The organism is Candidatus Thiosymbion oneisti, assembly GCF_004359955.1.
Classification (GTDB): domain Bacteria; phylum Pseudomonadota; class Gammaproteobacteria; order Chromatiales; family Chromatiaceae; genus Thiosymbion; species Thiosymbion oneisti.
Window position 1 is genome coordinate 47,803 of the sequence record NZ_SMSC01000002.1, and the last position, 16,260, is coordinate 64,062.

At 57.3% G+C, this 16,260-nt stretch carries 17 protein-coding genes; 8 read left to right on the forward strand and 9 right to left on the reverse strand.

What is annotated here, in order from left to right; all coding sequences use genetic code 11:
* Position 1: 1 nt before the first annotated feature.
* Complete coding sequence (gene glyQ, locus E1958_RS01230) at positions 2–910, reverse strand: glycine--tRNA ligase subunit alpha (protein WP_133510252.1); 909 nt, start codon at positions 908–910, stop codon at positions 2–4.
* Between the two features lie 475 nt (positions 911–1,385).
* Here glyQ and E1958_RS01235 point away from each other — a divergent pair, with 475 nt between their 5' ends.
* The 4 genes from E1958_RS01235 to E1958_RS01250 all read left to right on the forward strand — a co-directional run bounded on the left by E1958_RS01235 (position 1,386) and on the right by E1958_RS01250 (position 5,951).
* Positions 1,386–1,829: a hypothetical protein gene (locus tag E1958_RS01235; protein WP_133510253.1), complete on the forward strand. Its 444-nt coding sequence runs from the start codon at positions 1,386–1,388 to the stop codon at positions 1,827–1,829.
* A gap of 126 nt (positions 1,830–1,955) precedes the next feature.
* Positions 1,956–2,339 carry a four helix bundle protein gene (locus tag E1958_RS01240; RefSeq protein ID WP_089723994.1) on the forward strand — a complete coding sequence of 128 codons (384 nt, stop codon included), beginning with the start codon at positions 1,956–1,958 and terminating at the stop codon, positions 2,337–2,339.
* A 27-nt stretch (positions 2,340–2,366) separates the two neighbouring features.
* The gene (gene polA, locus E1958_RS01245; protein ID WP_133510254.1) at positions 2,367–5,081 is read left to right on the forward strand and encodes a DNA polymerase I; all 2,715 of its coding nucleotides are present in this window, start codon (positions 2,367–2,369) and stop codon (positions 5,079–5,081) included.
* A gap of 105 nt (positions 5,082–5,186) precedes the next feature.
* Positions 5,187–5,951, forward strand: coding sequence for a c-type cytochrome (locus E1958_RS01250; RefSeq protein ID WP_207787702.1), 765 nt, complete (start codon positions 5,187–5,189; stop codon positions 5,949–5,951).
* Between the two features lie 39 nt (positions 5,952–5,990).
* On the opposite strand, the gene E1958_RS21805 is transcribed toward E1958_RS01250, so the two are convergent.
* The 8 genes from E1958_RS21805 to E1958_RS01285 form a co-directional block, all read right to left on the reverse strand.
* Entirely contained in the window at positions 5,991–6,116 is a 126-nt protein-coding gene (locus E1958_RS21805) for a DUF559 domain-containing protein (RefSeq protein WP_133510255.1), read from the reverse strand.
* Positions 6,117–6,131: 15 nt separating this feature from the next.
* Positions 6,132–6,713, reverse strand: coding sequence for a superoxide dismutase (locus E1958_RS01260; protein WP_133510256.1), 582 nt, complete (start codon positions 6,711–6,713; stop codon positions 6,132–6,134).
* 879 nt (positions 6,714–7,592) lie between these two features.
* On the reverse strand, positions 7,593–8,744 hold the full coding sequence (gene hemW, locus E1958_RS01265) for a radical SAM family heme chaperone HemW (protein ID WP_133510257.1): 1,152 nt from the start codon (positions 8,742–8,744) through the stop codon (positions 7,593–7,595).
* Between the two features lie 219 nt (positions 8,745–8,963).
* Positions 8,964–10,049: a TRAP transporter substrate-binding protein gene (locus tag E1958_RS01270; protein WP_133510258.1), complete on the reverse strand. Its 1,086-nt coding sequence runs from the start codon at positions 10,047–10,049 to the stop codon at positions 8,964–8,966.
* Positions 10,050–10,209: 160 nt separating this feature from the next.
* Positions 10,210–10,689: a DUF1353 domain-containing protein gene (locus E1958_RS01275; RefSeq protein ID WP_165741798.1), complete on the reverse strand. Its 480-nt coding sequence runs from the start codon at positions 10,687–10,689 to the stop codon at positions 10,210–10,212.
* A 224-nt stretch (positions 10,690–10,913) separates the two neighbouring features.
* Positions 10,914–11,282, reverse strand: a complete 369-nt coding sequence (locus tag E1958_RS01280) for a DUF779 domain-containing protein (RefSeq protein ID WP_133510260.1) — start codon at positions 11,280–11,282, stop codon at positions 10,914–10,916.
* A gap of 81 nt (positions 11,283–11,363) precedes the next feature.
* Positions 11,364–11,486 (reverse strand): hypothetical protein, encoded by a 123-nt coding sequence (locus E1958_RS21580; RefSeq protein ID WP_279381391.1) that lies wholly within the window; start codon positions 11,484–11,486, stop codon positions 11,364–11,366.
* A 199-nt stretch (positions 11,487–11,685) separates the two neighbouring features.
* A complete protein-coding gene (locus E1958_RS01285) occupies positions 11,686–13,182 on the reverse strand; it encodes an aldehyde dehydrogenase family protein (RefSeq protein WP_133510261.1) in 1,497 nt (498 codons plus the stop codon).
* Positions 13,183–13,438: 256 nt separating this feature from the next.
* Between E1958_RS01285 and E1958_RS01290 the strand changes: the two genes are divergently transcribed.
* The 4 genes from E1958_RS01290 (at position 13,439) to metA (ending at position 16,238) form a co-directional block, all read left to right on the forward strand.
* Positions 13,439–13,732, forward strand: a complete 294-nt coding sequence (locus E1958_RS01290) for a hypothetical protein (protein ID WP_133510262.1) — start codon at positions 13,439–13,441, stop codon at positions 13,730–13,732.
* 75 nt (positions 13,733–13,807) lie between these two features.
* Positions 13,808–13,978 carry a hypothetical protein gene (locus tag E1958_RS20005; RefSeq protein ID WP_165741800.1) on the forward strand — a complete coding sequence of 57 codons (171 nt, stop codon included), beginning with the start codon at positions 13,808–13,810 and terminating at the stop codon, positions 13,976–13,978.
* A 339-nt stretch (positions 13,979–14,317) separates the two neighbouring features.
* A complete protein-coding gene (locus E1958_RS01295) occupies positions 14,318–15,166 on the forward strand; it encodes an ATPase (RefSeq protein ID WP_133510263.1) in 849 nt (282 codons plus the stop codon).
* A gap of 1 nt (position 15,167) precedes the next feature.
* Complete coding sequence (gene metA, locus E1958_RS01300; protein WP_133510264.1) at positions 15,168–16,238, forward strand: homoserine O-succinyltransferase MetA; 1,071 nt, start codon at positions 15,168–15,170, stop codon at positions 16,236–16,238.
* Positions 16,239–16,260: the final 22 nt, after the last annotated feature.

Consider the following 16,260-nt stretch of genomic DNA (forward strand, 5'->3'; position numbering starts at 1 on the left):
TTCAGCTTTTTTGTGCCATGGGAAAGCCCAGGGCCTCCCGTCGGTCATAGTAGGCTTGGGCTACTGCCTGGGCTAGGGTACGGATGCGCAGGATGAAGCGCTGCCGCTCGGTTACGGAAATTGCATTGCGGGCGTCTAGTAGGTTGAAGGTGTGAGATGCCTTGAGTACCTGCTCATACGCGGGAAGTGGAAGCCCTGTGTCGATCAGGTGTCGGCCCTGTTCCTCACAGGTATCGAATTGTCGGAATAGGGAATCGATATCGGCATGCTCGAAATTGTACGCGGATTGTTCGACCTCATGCTGATGGTAGACGTCCCCATAGGTCACCGTGCGGTCATTGGTGCTGGTCCAGATGAGATCATATAGGCTCTCCACTCCCTGCAGGTACATGGCGATGCGCTCGAGCCCATAGGTTATCTCTCCTGTAACGGGCCGGCAGTCAAGTCCTCCCACCTGCTGAAAATAGGTAAACTGGGTTATCTCCATGCCGTTGAGCCAGACCTCCCACCCGAGTCCCCAGGCGCCCAAAGATGGTGACTCCCAATTGTCTTCGACAAAGCGGACGTCGTGGACGAGTGGATCGATTCCTAAGGTACGGAGTGAATCCAGATATTGGTCCTGGATGTCCAAGGGTGAAGGTTTCAGCACGACCTGATACTGGTAATAGTGCTGCAGGCGATTCGGGTTCTCCCCGTATCTTCCGTCGGTAGGGCGTCGTGAGGGCTGGACGTAGGCGCTTCTCCAGGGCTCCGGACCGATGGAGCGAAGGAAGGTCGCCGGATGGAAGGTACCGGCCCCGACTTCCATGTCATAGGGTTGCATGACAACACAGCTGCGCTCGGCCCAAAAGCGCTCTAAGGTGAAGATGAGGTCCTGAAATGTAATAAAGCCTTCTGGTTTCGTGATCAACGTCGACTCTCATGAATCCGGTGTTGGAGGGTACCTTGGGAAGTGGAGGGACCCATGTAGGATGAAAAGAACCGACCGGATCGGCTTTTCCTCGAAGTGTGTAATTATATCCGGTCGTGTTGCAAAACCCGATCCTATTTGCCGAGAGCAGTCTCACGGCATGCGGTTCCCGAAGTCGTTGCAGACATTCCTGCAACCGCCTTTTGAATTGATTAAAACTCGGCATTCGGTAGTCTCAGTGATTTGGAGACCTGCGAAACCCTGGACTTGGAAGCAAGGAACATCAGCAGTTTTGTTTTCACTGATATGGATTCGCCGATCAGATTATTCCTAGGTCATCTGTTTCTTTTGTTGGAGATGTGACAAGGTAGAATGACTGCACTAGTCGTCGGCTTTCAGGCGCTGTCAAAGGATGAGAGGCCTGTGGCGCTGGTGCTCGACTCAAGAAGCTTCTGGTTCCGGTCAATCGATTCTTATGATCTCAGAACGCAAGATCCGTCGTTACGCCGCCTATTTCCATGGTTGGGCAACCGCATTCGGTAATCACGACAAACACTTCGACGAAAAACGGGACCTTTCGTGGTTGCTCGGTGAGGGTCAGATCGGATTGATATTGACGTCTCGGGTCAAGGCTTTCCTCCGCCCCCTGTTCCTGACTAACCGCGAAGCAGGTCCGCCCCAGGTCGAGCTCGGTCCCGAAGGGCTCCGGATCGCCGATACGGCGCTTCGGTTCGGCACGGAGGACCGGCCCGAGTTCGACGCCGTCATGGGTCTATTGAAAGGCGCGAGTGACCTGCATTTGCTGCAAACCTATCACGTCATTTACCCATCCGGTACCCGCATCCTGACCTTGAGTCGCCACTCCCCTCTGGCATTGGTCTATCGTGAGATCGAGCCCCTGACCCTATACTTGGTCTGAGGAGGAGTGGTGAGTGGCGAGTGGAGAGTAAAAAGCTATCAGGATTTAGTGGTATGGCAGAAATCGATGGAGCTGGTAGAGCGGGTGTATCGAATGACGAAGACGTGACCTGAGGAGTGGGGAGTGATGAGTGGCGAGTGGAGGGTAAAAAGCTATCAGGATTTGGTGGTATGGCAGAAATCGATGGAACTGGTGGAGCGGGTGTATCGAATGACAAAGGCGTTCCCCAAGGAGGAAGTGTATGGATTGAGCAGTCAGATACGGCGCGCGGTGGTATCGATTCCCTCGAACATTGCGGAGGGACAAGCGCGCAGGACAACGGCGGATTTCCTGAATTTCCTGTCGATCGCTCAGGGTTCCCGGGCAGAGGTAGAGACGCAAACCCTAATCGCGCAACGGTTGGGCTACGTGACCTCAGGACAGATCAGCGAGATTCTCCTGCTGCTGGAAGAAATATCAAAGATGCTCAATTCGTTGAGAGTGAAACTCCGAACCACAACTAACCACTAACCACTAACCACTAACCACTAGCCACTCATGACCAAACACTATCCCTTCATCCTCGTCGACGGATCGTCCTATCTGTTCCGCGCCTATCATGCCCTACCTAAGCTCGTCAACTCGAAGGGGGAGGCCACCGGCGCAGCGATCGGTGTGCTCAATATGCTACGCAAGCTCGGCACAGACTACCGGCCCCAATACATGGCGGTGGTATTCGATGCCGCCGGTAAGACCTTTCGGAACGCGATCTTTCCCGAGTACAAGGCTAACCGGCCGCCCATGCCGGAGGATCTGCGCGAGCAGATCACGCCCCTCTACGAGACCATCCGCGCCATGGGTCTGCCGCTGCTGGTGGTCCCGGAGGTAGAGGCGGACGATGTCATCGGCACCCTCGCGGTGCAGGCCATGGCCGAGCACCTGGATACCCTGATCGCTACCGGCGACAAGGATATGGCCCAGCTGGTCAACGACCGCATCGCCTTGATCAACACCATGACCGACACCCTGCTCGATCGGGCAGGTGTCATCGCCAAGTTCGGCGTCCCGCCGGAGCTTATCGTGGACTACCTGAGCCTGATGGGGGACAGTGTCGACAACATCCCTGGTGTGCCCAAGTGTGGACCTAAGACGGCAGCTAGGTGGATTGACGAGTTCGGTAGCCTGGATGGAGTGATCGAGAACGCGGACAAGATCAAGGGCAAGCTCGGAGCGGGTCTGCGTGAAAGCATTAGTTGGCTGCCCCGCGCGCGAACGCTGGTTACCCTCAAGCTGGATCTCCCCTTGGATCTGGGCCCCCAGGATCTGGCACCCATCCCTCCTGACCTGGATCGCTTGCGTAGCTGGTACGAGCGCTTCGAGTCCAAACGCCTGTTGGCGACCTTGGGGGATAAATCCGACCTGGATCAGGCGGATGACCATCCGGTCGCAGAGCCGGCAGTGAACAATGAGTATGAGATCGTATATTCGAAGCAGGCCCTTGAAGCTTGGCTCGAGCGCCTGAAATCCGCGGACCTCTTCGCCATTGATACCGAGACGACCAGCCTGGATTACATGCGGGCCACGCTGGTAGGCCTGTCCTTCGCCGTCGAGCCGCACCAGGCGGCTTATGTCCCGGTGGCCCATGACTACCCCGGAGCGCCTGAACAGCTCGACCGGGACTGGGTGCTGGAACGCCTGAGGCCCCTCCTGGAGGACCCGGACCGGCCCAAGCTGGGCCAGAACCTCAAGTACGACATGAGTGTGCTGGCCAATCACGGCATTCACTTGGCAGGAATCGTCCAAGATACTATGTTGGAATCCTATGTGCTGGCCAGTACCGCTACCCGCCATGACATGGACTCCCTGGCGAGGAAGTACCTGGGGCAGGAAACCATCCATTTCGAGGACATTGCAGGCAAGGGCGCCAAGCAGCTCAGCTTCGATCAGATCCCCCTGGAGCAGGCCGGTCCCTATGCCGCCGAAGACGCGGACGTCACCCTGCGCCTGCACCGGGAGCTGTTTCCCCGGCTACAGGCGGAATCCTCCTTGTTGAACCTCTACCAGGAGATCGAGATGCCCCTGGTACCGGTGCTCTCGCGTATGGAACGCAACGGCGTAGGCGTGGATGCAGATTTATTCGCCGCCCAGAGCACCGACATGGCGGCGCGTATGCAGGATTTGGAGCAAGCCGCCTTTGATGCAGCGGGACGCAGATTCAACCTGGGTTCTCCCAAGCAGATCGGAGAGATCTTCTTTCAGGAACAGGGGCTTCTGGTCATCGCCAAGACCCCCAAGGGGGCCCCATCGACCTCCGAATCCGTGCTCCAGCAACTCGCCGAGCAGGGACACGAGCTGCCGCGACTCATCCTGGAATACCGGGGGTTGGCCAAGCTCAAGTCCACCTACACCGACAAGCTGCCGCAGATGGTCAACCCGCGCACCGGCCGGGTGCATACCAGCTATCATCAGGCGGTAGCCACCACCGGCCGCCTCTCCTCCTCCGATCCCAACCTGCAGAATATCCCGATCCGTAGCGAGGACGGACGACGCATCCGCCGTGCCTTTATCGCCGAGCCCGGCTACTGCATGCTGGCAGCGGACTACTCCCAGATCGAGCTGCGCATTATGGCCCATCTCTCCGGTGACGAGCGTCTGTTGGCCGCCTTTGATGCAGGCCTGGACATCCATCGGGCTACCGCCGCGGAGGTCTGGGGTGTACCGCCCCAGGAGGTCTCCGGCGATCAGCGCCGTTCCGCCAAGGCCATCAATTTCGGGCTCATCTACGGGATGTCCGCGTTCGGCTTGGCCCGCCAGCTGGGCATCGAGCGCCAGGCGGCCCAGGAGTATGTGGGCCTCTACTTCCGACGCTATCCGAAAGTCAAGGAATTCATGGAAAACATCCGCGAGCAAGGGCGCAGGGACAAGTACGTTGATACCCTATTCGGCCGCCGCATCTATCTGACCGACATCGACCATAGCAACCAAGGCCGGCGGGCGGGTGCCGAACGCACCGCCATCAATGCCCCCATGCAGGGAACGGCCGCGGACATCATCAAGCAGGCCATGATTGCGGTGGACCGATGGATCCGGGACGAGCTGCCCGCGGTGCGGATGATTATGCAGGTCCACGACGAGCTGGTGTTCGAGGTGGCGGAAGCAACGGCGGAAACCGCGGGAGAACGCATCCGCAAGGAGATGGAAGCAGCGGCGAAGCTGCGGGTGCCCTTGGCGGTCGACCTGGGGATAGGCAGAAATTGGGAAGAGGCGCATTGAGGATCCAGACTTTGACACAAGCCTGAATCGATCTATATTTATATACCAGAATAACTTGGTATAGAGTTACCAGCCCGAATCTTCTCTGTTGTGGGGTATGGATCCATGGGTCCGTCCAAACTCGTGACCTTGGTGTTCGGCACCCTGTTTACCTGTGCCGCGGTCATGGCGGTGACGAGGGTTGCGGCCGCACCGAAGCCCCGGTCGGATGCGAATACCGCAGCCCAGGACGCGGAGATGGCCCTACGGCTTACGCCTAACCCGGAGCGGGGACGGGAGATCTATCTGATGTGTGCGGTCTGCCATCAACCGGAGGGTTGGGGGACCGCTGACGGTCTCTACCCCCAGATCGCCGGTCAGCTCTACCCCGTGATCATCAAGCAGATGGCGGACATCCGGGCAGGTAACCGGGATACCCCCACCATGTTTCCCTTTACCATGTTGGACGTCCTGGGTCTGCAGCAACTTGCCGACGTGGCCGCCTATGTCAGCCGGTTGCCGATGAATCCGAACAACAGCGTAGGACCGGGTACGGATTTGGAAAAAGGGGAACGCCTGTACCGGGAGTACTGCCTGGAATGCCACGGTGCACACGGAGAAGGCATAGCCGACGAGCATGCACCCCTCATCCAGGGCCAACACTACCCCTACTTGGTCCGCCAGTTCGAATGGATAGCGCAGGGCAAGCGGCGTAACGCCGACGCGGAGATGGTCGAGCAGATTAAAGGATTCAGCGCCGAGGATATATCCGCCATCATGGACTATACCTCCCGCCTGTCACCACCTCCCGCAAGGCTGGCCCAGCCCGGATGGACGAATCCGGATTTTGCCGAGTTCGTACGTACCCCGAGGCTACAGGACGGAGGTTAGGCCCTGTCGAGGTTCACTGCTCACGGTCCGATTGCGGCCTCATTCTGCATGATTTAAGCAGACGAAATCGACAACAGGTCGCCCGATGGGCTGTCGGCGCTTGAATTTCAGACCGTGGAATCTGTCATGGGTTGAAGGCACCTTGACGTTTTCAAGGTGCCCCACGGCCGGTCGACCGCGTCAGCCGGCGTACTTGGCCACCACGAAATCCCAGTTGACGATCTCCCAGATCTTCTCCAGATACTTGGGGCGAGCATTACGGTAGTCGATATAGTAGGCGTGCTCCCAGACATCGACCGTCAACAGGGCGGTTTTACCCTCGGTCATGGGGGTACCGGCGTTGGAGGTATTGACGATCTCCAGAGAACCGTCCTTACCCTTCACCAGCCAGGTCCAACCGGAACCGAAATTGGTCGTGGCAGACTGGGTAAACTGCTTCTTGAATTCGTCGAAAGAACCAAATTTAGCTTTGATGGCACCGGCCAGGGCGCCGGAGGGCTCACCACCGCCCTTGGGGCTCAGACAGCTCCAGTAGAAGCTGTGATTCCACACCTGCGCGGCGTTATTGAATACACCGCCGGAGGATTTCATGATGACGTCTTCCAGGCTCTTGCCTTCGAACTCGGTACCGGGCACCAGTTTGTTGAGGTTGGTGACATAGGTTTGGTGGTGCTTGCCGTAGTGATACTCGATGGTCTCCTGGGAGATGACAGGCTCCAGGGCCTTCTTGTCATATGGGAGTGCGGGCAGTTCGTGTGCCATGAGGTAGTCTCCTGAGGTGTGCTATGTGCTTGCCGGCGATCGGTAAAGATCCGCGCTGGATGCCCGGATCTCGACCCAAGGCCATATCCGACTAAATTGCTCGGTAATCAGGCTATGAATTCTAGTCACGACCCTAGGCTTTTGCAACCGCTAGCGGGGCATCGCTTTGAGCCCACGAGAGCCCGACTCGAGCTTCGTGGCGAAACCCCAATCGGACAGGATTTGCAGGATTACACAGGATTGACAAGCTTCTTGTCATCGCTTCTCGTCCCCACGCGGCGCGTGGGGACGTGGAAGCTCCGCGCCGCGGAGAAGGCAGGTTGGAACAGCACCTTGCCGGCGAATCCTGGCCGGCAAGATGCCGGCGTTCCCAGCGTTCCCATGGGCGACTAGTACCTAGTGTAGTGCGCCATTCTGTTTGGAACTTAAGCGGCGATTGCGCGCGTCGGGCGTCAAATCGATCGCGGCGCCATTCGCATTCTCTGCCTCTTGTCTGCATCGGCTCTCTACAACCGACCAGGGGCGGCTTTGTTAGTTCTACTATTTACAGCGCACTACACTAGTTTCGATCGATATTGCTAGGGGATGTTCTCAATTAACAAACGATCTAATCCTCGCTATCTCGAACCACGGATGGACACGGATAGACACGGATTTGTCTCCATCCGTGTCGATCCGTGTTCATCCGTGGTTCTCTTTCCGGTTGTTATCTGCACTAACCAGTGGTTTTCACAGGCTAGATGGCCGCAACATCCCAGCGGTCCGCTCCGAGACACTCCGCGGCGCGGAGCTTCCGCGTTCCCACGCAGCGCGTGGGAACGAGAGAATCAGCTGGATAGTAGGGTCCGCTGCGCGGACCTTCGGACTAGTTGCCACCTGCTATGTGAAATATTGGAGGAGATCGTTGAGGAACCGGCGTCCGAGCTCGGTTGGTCGTACCCGATGATCTTCCTGCTCCGGGGCCAATAGACCCACCGAGCGGGCCTTGCCGACCCGATCGGCGATCCGAGCGAAAGGGAGCCCCGTGTGGCGTTCGAACAGCGGTGCGTCGAAGCCCTCCGACAACCGCAGGGCATTCAGGGCGAACTCTAGGATCAGATTCGCCTCCGACAGGACCTGTTTTCCACTGACCAAGCGGTCCCGGTTAGCGGGGTCGAGGTAGGCCGCCGGGTCACGCAGCTTCCACCGGCGTTCGATCCGTTGCCGGGCTGGGAATGTCAGCTTGCCGTGGGCGCCGGCACCGATCCCTAAGTAATCCCCGAAGCGCCAGTAGTTCAGGTTGTGCCAGCAGCGATACTCCACCGGCGCATAGGCGGATACCTCGTAGGATTCGAATCCCCGCGCCGCCAGCATTGTGGCCCCCTGCAGCTGCATGTCGGCGATCAGGTCTTCATCGGGAACGGGCGGAGGGGCCCGGTGGAAAGCGGTATTGGGCTCTATGGAGAGCTGATAGTAAGCAATGTGCTCGGGCGTTAGGGCCAGGGCTTCCTCGAGGTCCCGGTAGGCCTGGGCGAGCGATTGCGCCGGCAGGCCGTACATGAGATCGAGATTGAGATTCTCGAAGCCTGCCCGTCGCGCCTGGTCGACCGCAGAGCGAACCTCCTCGGGTCCGTGGAGCCTGGCAATCCGCTCCAGGTGCCGCGCCGAGAGGCTTTGGGCACCGATGGAGAGCCGGTTGACACCGGCCTGCCGATAGGCCGCGAGGCGTGCGGCAGCGGTCGTTCCCGGGTTCGCCTCCAGCGTGATCTCCGCGTCTACCGGCAGCTCGACCAGGTCGCGCACACCCTGCAGCAGCCTGGCAATCGCCGTGCCGGAGAATAGACTCGGTGTGCCGCCGCCGATGAAGACACTCGTCAGAGGGCGAGGGGAAGCGAGGTCGGTTGTCTCCTGCTCCAGGTCCCGAAGCAGGCACTCCACATAGGCCGTTTCGGGGATGCTGCCATGCAGGGGATGCGAATTGAAGTCACAGTAAGGGCACTTGCTCAGACACCAGGGGATGTGAATGTACAGCGCCAGCGGGGGGAGGGCCATAAGGCCCTCTACTTTTCTCACACCAAGCCACAAAGACACGAAGGATTCTTCTCGATTTCTGGCGTTCTTCTCTCAATCCTTATACCCCTTTGTGGCTTGGTATCTTGGTGTGATGCAGAAGAAAAAAAGAAACGGGAGATCAGGTTACTCCGTTTCCGCCCGCAACAGTCCACGGACGGGCTTTTGTGACACCCTCCAGCAGGCAGAAACTGTGCTCGGTCAACCCAGGTCACGTGCCTGCAGATAGGCCAGCTCCGAGATGTTGCTCCATGCTTGCGATTGCCGGAGGAACTTCCGGTAGGAGGCATACACCTTCCGCGAGAATGCATCCTTCTCCGCCAATTCGGAGACTACCTCCTTGGCAAGCCGGTGCAGCTTGGCAATGACATCGGCCGGATAGGAACGCAGCGCTACACCGTGCTTCTCGATCAGGGTCTGGAGCGCCACCGGGTTGCGGGCAGTGTACTCGGCCAACATATCCTGGTTCACGACCTTGCAGGCGTTGAGCACGATGGCTTGCAGATCCGCAGGCAGGGCCTCGAAGGCGGCCCGGTTGATAATGGCCTCCAGTGTGGTGCCCGGCTCGTGAAAGCCGGGGTAGTAGTAGTATTTGGCCGCCTTGTAGAGACCGAAGGCCAGGTCGTTGTAGGGCCCTACCCACTCGGTGGCGTCGATGGCACCGGACTGCAGAGCGGTGAAGAGCTCACCCCCCGGCAGATTGACCGGCGTGCCTCCGGCACGTTTGAGCACCTCACCGCCGAGGCCCGGAATCCGCATTTTGAGTCCCGCAAGGTCCGCAACGCTCTTGATCTCCTTGTTGAACCAGCCCCCCATCTGGACCCCGGTGTTCCCAGCCGGCGCGGGGACTAGACCGAACCGGGCATAGAGCTCGGTCCAGAGCGCTAGGCCGCCCCCATGGTAGAGCCAGCCGTTCCGCTCCTGGGCCGTCATACCGAAGGGGACGGTGGTGAAAAACTGGGCGGCCTCACTCTTACCTTTCCAGTAATAGGCCGCGCCATGGCCCATCTCGGCCGTGCCCTGAGCGACGGCATCGAAGACCTCGAATGCGGGCACCAATTCCTTGGCCCCATACACCTTCACCCGGATACGGCCCCCACTCATCTCACCGATGAGTTCAGCGAGCCGGTTGGCGCCGGTGCCCAGACCAGGGAAGTTCTTGGGCCAGGTGGTGACCAGCTTCCACTTGTAAGCGGTACCAGCCTGGGCGGTCTTGATACCGGCGGTACAGGCACCGAGCGTCAATGAGGCGACCCCGGCCTGCTTGAAGAAATCGCGACGTTGCATTCTTCTATCCTCGTCTTATGGTGTCGGGTACCGAATCCCACGAGATTATAGGCCCATTATCAGTGTCATAGGTTGTTTGCAATTGTTGCCTGGTTACCGTTGATGCCATCAATCTCCCCATTATAGAGGTCAAGATTTTTTAGTGCGGTTTGTGCTAGTTTTATTGACATTTTGATTTCCTGAAATAATTGGGTAATTCGATTTTGATTATCGAATTGAGTCTTACGGCGCACCAGGCAATGTAATTAACGATCAGTAGATCGTTAGTTTCCTTTGCTATTTTTAGGAATAAATTATCCCAATACTTCCTTGACATAGTGTATTTTATTTCCTCACTATTCCCATTAACAAGATGACGCTTTGTTAAATAACCATGTTCGCAAGCGAAATCATGAATGACGCTCGCAATAAATAAAACTCCACATGGGTTGAGAAATGAATGAAAAAATTTTGGAATACTTGCACCATCAGATATAAATCCTTTAGGAATAACAAAACAAATTTCTGGATTTGCATGATACTCAAAATCTTTTAACAGCTCCCACTTGCTTCTATTTATCCATCTCGTTATCCTCCCATGATTCTCATTTTCGATAAGTCTCACCTCTACGGGGGTCCACTTAGGATAAGATTCAGTCATCTTGTCATCTCGACCAAGGATAGAGAGCTTGTGAAGTAACGGTTGTTTGGACATAAGATTTCTCTCTGTAGACACAAATAGTGAACACAAATAAACGCAACAGGGTCGAGGATTATCGATACTGGTAAGATGATTGCGATCGATTTGCGTTCATTTGCGGCAAAAAATGATTTCTATGTTATGGGCACTTTGGTACTGATATGCTCGACAGAATGGAAGCCGTGTCAGGCTTCAACCGGTCTGACATTGCCTAATTCGTCATCCGTAAACAATCTTGAAATTGCCATAAAACGTAAACCGAGCGGGATTTCCAATGAGAAACTAGATCCTCTGCCTTCTGAAACGTCAAGGGTTATATGCATGTTCTTATAGAATTCAAATTGGTCCGAGGCCATATAAAAGTTACAACCGTGAATTTCGCCCAAGCAGACATCTCTGGAACCAATCAAAAAGTCACCTTTTGCAAAACACATCGGGGCAGAGCCGTCGCAGCAACCACCACTTTGGTGAAAAATCAGATCCCCATGCCGTTCCCGCAATCGGTCGATAACTGCCTTGGCCCGATCCGTAATCGATACCCGTTCTACAGTCATATAGACCTACCCTACAAAACAATGCCATTAAGTTGGGCCTTACCGGCAACCTTTGTCGTTTCTGTGAATAGAACCACGGATTCACACCGATGGACTCGGTGAGACAACCCGATTCCATTCCAACCGTGCCCGTCGAACATTCAGGACCCGGCCGAGCTTCGGGTCGTCGAGCACCGCCATCGCACAGCCGATGATCTGCCGCATCTCATCTTCATGAACCGATCCGTGTCTATCCGTGTTTATCCGTGGTTCACTTCCCCCCCCAAGCGATGAAGCGCTCGGGGGGCTTGATCTTTCGCGGGTAGCAGCGATTGGGCCAAACGGGCTCGACGCTTAACTTAACGGCATTGCCCTACAAAAGTATAGGCAGTTCGTTATGAACCGCCTGGACCTGATTATGTGCTTAGAAGAACCCCAACGGATTCTTATCGTAAGACACCAACACATTCTTGGTGTGACGGTAATGATTGAGCATCATTTTATGGGTTTCCCGTCCGATGCCGGATTTCTTATACCCGCCGAATGAAGCATGGGCAGGATAGAGATGGAAGCAATTACACCAGATGCGACCTGCTGCGATGCCGCGGGTGAGTGTCTGCATTTGATGCACATCGCGTGTCCATACGCCGGCACCCAGTCCATATAGGGTATCATTGGCGATTTCCAATGCTTCGGCTTCATCTTTGAATGTCGTCACGCACAAGACGGGGCCGAAGATCTCTTCCTGGAAAACACGCATCTTATTGTTGCCCTTGAATAGGGTAGGCATAACATAATAGCCGTTCGGGTAAGTCTTATTAGTATAAGCCCCACCACCGATCAAGAGTTCCGCGCCTTCTTGTTTACCGATATCGATGTAATTCAATATCTTTTCATACTGATCGTTCGATGCCTGCGCCCCCATCATGGTGTTCGCATCCAGCGGGTCACCCATGGTGATGGCCTCGATACGCTTTAGACACCGTTCCATGAACTCATCATAGATATTCTCTTGGATTAAGGCGCGAGATGGGCAAGTGCAGACTTCACCTTGATTAAACGCAAACAAGACGAGCCCCTCAACGGCTTTGTCGAGGAAGTTGTCGTCCTCTGCCATGACGCTTTCGAAGAAAATGTTCGGTGATTTACCGCCCAGCTCTAAAGTCACGGGGATGATATTTTCCGATGCATATTGCATGATGAGCCGACCGGTCGTGGTCTCACCCGTAAATGCGACTTTTTTGATATCCGGGTGAGTTGCCAAGGGCTTACCTGCTTCCGGACCGAAGCCGTTAACCACATTCACCACCCCGGCAGGCAGTAAATCGGCAATCGCTTCAATCACGAACAGGATGGATACCGGCGTCTGTTCCGCCGGTTTTAGAACCGCGCAGTTGCCGGCCGCTAGTGCCGGGGCCAGCTTCCAGGTCGCCATGAGGATTGGGAAGTTCCATGGGATAATCTGACCCACTACCCCCAATGGCTCATGGATCTCCATCGCAACTGTGTCGGCATCAAGATCGCTCACCTCTCCTGCCTCGGCGCGAATGACGCTACCGAAATAACGAAAGTGATCGATTACCAATGGGATATCCGCCGCCAGCGTCTCCCTGATCGCTTTACCATTATCCCAAGTCTCTACCAAGGCCAGCTTTTCCAGGTTCTCCTCTATGCGATCGGCGATCTTGAACAGGAGATTACTCCGTTCGGTCACTGAGGTTTTTCCCCAAGTCTCAGCCGCCTTCCAAGCAGCTTTAACAGCCAAGTCGATGTCTTTATGGTTGGATTTCGGGACCCTGGTAACCAGACTTCCGTCAACGGGCGAGACATCATCAAAATATTCACCGTCAACCGGGGCCACCCATTCTCCCCCAATATAGTTTTCGTACTGATTTTTGAATTGCGGTTTTTGATACAGCATGATGTCCTCCTGCTTTGGGCAGCGTCGGTGTTGATAGGATACAGGTTCCGGTAGTGGTTAAGGTCTAAATGGAAACATCGCCATTCGTAGTGGGTTGGGCACGCCACAAGCTGCACCCCCTCTCCCCAACCCCTCTCCCGGCGGGAGAGGAGCTTTTGCGACACCCTCGCTGGGAGAGAGGTTTGGGGGCTTGACTTAATGGCATTGAGCTACGGGGTATTTCCCGAGGGTTTGTCTGGAAACTCCAAGCTACCATATGGCCGATACCCTCTCAACAGCCGGATCGGCATCGGGCAAGCGGATTTGCGTCCATGCCATCCTGAATAAGGTCGACGCACGCCGGCTGACCGGCCCCTTCCAGCTCGCAACCGGCGGCGAGGCCCGTAGCTACACCGAGCGTGCGGCAAGTGCCGTGGACGCCAAGGCCCACGAAGTGGCGCTCGCCACATCCTCCGGCGCGGTCGAGAAGTACACAGCGGAGCTGGACCGCGCCATCGATTACGGCAAGCAGCTGACGGACCATTTCAAGCGGGCCGCGAATATCGAGTAAAGGCCCGCCTACGGGGTTTGCGGTTGCTTCCAGCCGTGTTGAGCAAAGCCCGTAGAATCAGAACATGGCGAGGATGTGCTGAACGCAGCGAATCGTATCGACCAGCTACCAGCTACCAGTCGCCGGCTGCTGCCCGCTGGAAGCCGGCGACTGGCCGGCGGGTTGCGCGGCCCCGACTCATGGGGCTACCGCAGCCGCGCGGGGGGCCGCTTACCCGCCCTACGCGGGTTGCTGGCGACTGATTGAGCCACGAATGCACCCAAATAATCGTAAGGAACAAAACTATAAGCAGATCTCCAATGTGCCGCAATGCAAACGATCGTCGGCAATGCGGTTCGCTGCCTGCCTGTGCGTCCCTGTACGCAGACAGGCGCTCAATACAGCCTACGCTTTGCCGCCGGCAGCCCACTGTTGATGGGCACGCTGCGCTTTGTGCACCCTCAGGCAGCCGCGGTCCGGGAACCTCCGCGAAATGACCGAGACCTTATGAACCGTCCTGATGGACGCTTGCTTTGCCCATCCTACAGGTCCTCGAATGTTATCATTCGGATTTGACTGGCCCCGGTTTGCCAAGGAGGACCTGGCTTGAAGTTCACCGTCGACGAGTTCCGCGCCTGGGGGAACAAGTGCGTTACCCTGCTCGGCATGTCCGGCGTGGGGAAGACCTGCCTCTCGACTCTGCTGCGGCGCCAGGACTGGTTTCACTACTCGGGCGACTACCGGATCGGGACCCGGTACCTGGACGAGCCCATCCTCGACCTGATCAAGAGCCAGGCCATGCAGGTACCCTTTCTCAGAGACCTGTTGCGGCGCGATTGGATCTTCGTGCGTAACAACATCAAGGTGGACGACCTCGGGCCGGTGCTGAGCTTCATCGGCAAGCTCGGAAATCCGGAGCGCGGTGGGCTCCCGCTGGGCGAGTTCAACCGTCGTCAGGCCCTGTACCGGGACGCGGAGATCCGGGCCATGCAGGATCTACCCGAGTTTGTGCGCAAGGCGCAGGAGATTTACGGCTACCGCCACCTCGTCAATGATGTCGGCGGCAGCCTGTGCGAGCTCGACGAGCCGGCGGTGATCGATCTGCTCGCCCGCCACAGCCTGATCCTCTACATCCGGGTCCCGGATCAGGACAAGACTATGCTCATCGAGCGTGCCCAGGCCGATCCCAAGCCGCTCTACTATCGACCGGAGTTCCTGAAGACCGCGGTCAAGGATTACCTGGCGTTGCACCGTCTGGAGTTTGTGGCCCAGATCGACCCGGACGACTTCACGCGCTGGGTCTTTCCCCGACTCTTCCATACCCGGGTCCCCAGATACGAGGCCATCGCCGGACCCCATGGCTACCAGGTCAGCGCCACGGAGGCGATGCAGGTGCGTGACGAACAGGACTTCCTGGGCCTGCTCGAGCAGGCCATCGCCAGCAAGGGGGCCTGACATGCCGATCGTCGCCAATACCGATCTCCCGACGTTCGCGCAGCTGCGCCGAGAAGGCCAGTCCATTCTGGAGCCGGACCGGGCGCTGCAGCAGGATATCCGTGAGCTGCACATCGGGCTCTTGAACATGATGCCGGATGCGGCCTTGGCGGCCACGGAACGGCAGTTTCTACGCCTCATCAACGAGAGCAATCAGATCGCCCAATTCTATGTCTACCCCTTCACCCTCCGGGAGCTGCAACGGTCCCCCACGGCCCAGGCGCACATTGACCGTTATTACCGAGATTTCGATCGCATCCGGGCGGAGGGACTGGACGCGCTCATCATCACCGGCGCTAATGTGAGCCATCCCAATCTGGCAGACGAGCCCTTCTGGCGGCCCTTGATCGAGGTTATCGACTGGGCCTTCGGGCATGTCACCTCGACCCTCTGCTCCTGCCTCGCCACCCATGCCGTGCTGCAATTCCGTTACGGCCAGCGCCGCCATCCCTTACCCGACAAGCGCTGGGGGGTCTATCCACACCGAGTGGTCGACCGGCGGCACCCCTTGGTCAATGACGTCAACACCCTGTTCGACGTCCCCCACTCACGCTTCAACGAGATCGGCCGCGACCAGTTCGATGCCGCGGGACTGCACGTCTTGGTGGAAAGCGACGAGGCCGGCGTCCATCTCGCGGTGAGTGAAGACGGATTCCGAATCGTCTTCTTCCAGGGCCACCCGGAGTACGACACCGTCTCCTTGCTCAAGGAATACAAGCGCGAGGTCAATCGCTTCGCCGCTGCGCACAGGGACGACTATCCCCCCGTTCCGGAGCACTACATCGGGATCAGAGACCGCGCTATCCTCGACGAACATCGGGAGCGGGTCTTTGCGGCCCGAGAGAGTGGCCACGAGCCGCCGGCGTTTCCCGAGGCGCACATCATTACCGGCCTCGACAACACCTGGCATGACACCGCCGAAGGCGTGGTAGGCAATTGGATCGGCAGGATCTACCAGCTCACCAACAACGACCGTCGTATCCCCTTCATGGACGGGGTGAATCTCCAGGACCCGCTCGGCTTGTATCGATAGCCCGCCGGGGTCTCAATCTGCT

What these genes read in the sequence shown, in the direction of transcription:
- E1958_RS01235 (WP_133510253.1), top strand. Translation starts at nt 1,386, where the DNA reads ATGATCTCAGAACGCAAGATCCGTCGTTACGCCGCCTATTTCCATGGT.
- E1958_RS01240 (WP_089723994.1), top strand. Translation starts at nt 1,956, where the DNA reads ATGAGTGGCGAGTGGAGGGTAAAAAGCTATCAGGATTTGGTGGTATGG.
- polA (WP_133510254.1), top strand. Translation starts at nt 2,367, where the DNA reads ATGACCAAACACTATCCCTTCATCCTCGTCGACGGATCGTCCTATCTG.
- E1958_RS01250 (WP_207787702.1), top strand. Translation starts at nt 5,187, where the DNA reads ATGGGTCCGTCCAAACTCGTGACCTTGGTGTTCGGCACCCTGTTTACC.
- E1958_RS01260 (WP_133510256.1), bottom strand. Translation starts at nt 6,713, where the DNA reads ATGGCACACGAACTGCCCGCACTCCCATATGACAAGAAGGCCCTGGAG.
- hemW (WP_133510257.1), bottom strand. Translation starts at nt 8,744, where the DNA reads ATGGCCCTCCCCCCGCTGGCGCTGTACATTCACATCCCCTGGTGTCTG.
- E1958_RS01270 (WP_133510258.1), bottom strand. Translation starts at nt 10,049, where the DNA reads ATGCAACGTCGCGATTTCTTCAAGCAGGCCGGGGTCGCCTCATTGACG.
- E1958_RS01275 (WP_165741798.1), bottom strand. Translation starts at nt 10,689, where the DNA reads ATGACTGAATCTTATCCTAAGTGGACCCCCGTAGAGGTGAGACTTATC.
- E1958_RS01280 (WP_133510260.1), bottom strand. Translation starts at nt 11,282, where the DNA reads ATGACTGTAGAACGGGTATCGATTACGGATCGGGCCAAGGCAGTTATC.
- E1958_RS21580 (WP_279381391.1), bottom strand. Translation starts at nt 11,486, where the DNA reads ATGCGGCAGATCATCGGCTGTGCGATGGCGGTGCTCGACGACCCGAAG.
- E1958_RS01285 (WP_133510261.1), bottom strand. Translation starts at nt 13,182, where the DNA reads ATGCTGTATCAAAAACCGCAATTCAAAAATCAGTACGAAAACTATATT.
- E1958_RS01290 (WP_133510262.1), top strand. Translation starts at nt 13,439, where the DNA reads ATGGCCGATACCCTCTCAACAGCCGGATCGGCATCGGGCAAGCGGATT.
- metA (WP_133510264.1), top strand. Translation starts at nt 15,168, where the DNA reads ATGCCGATCGTCGCCAATACCGATCTCCCGACGTTCGCGCAGCTGCGC.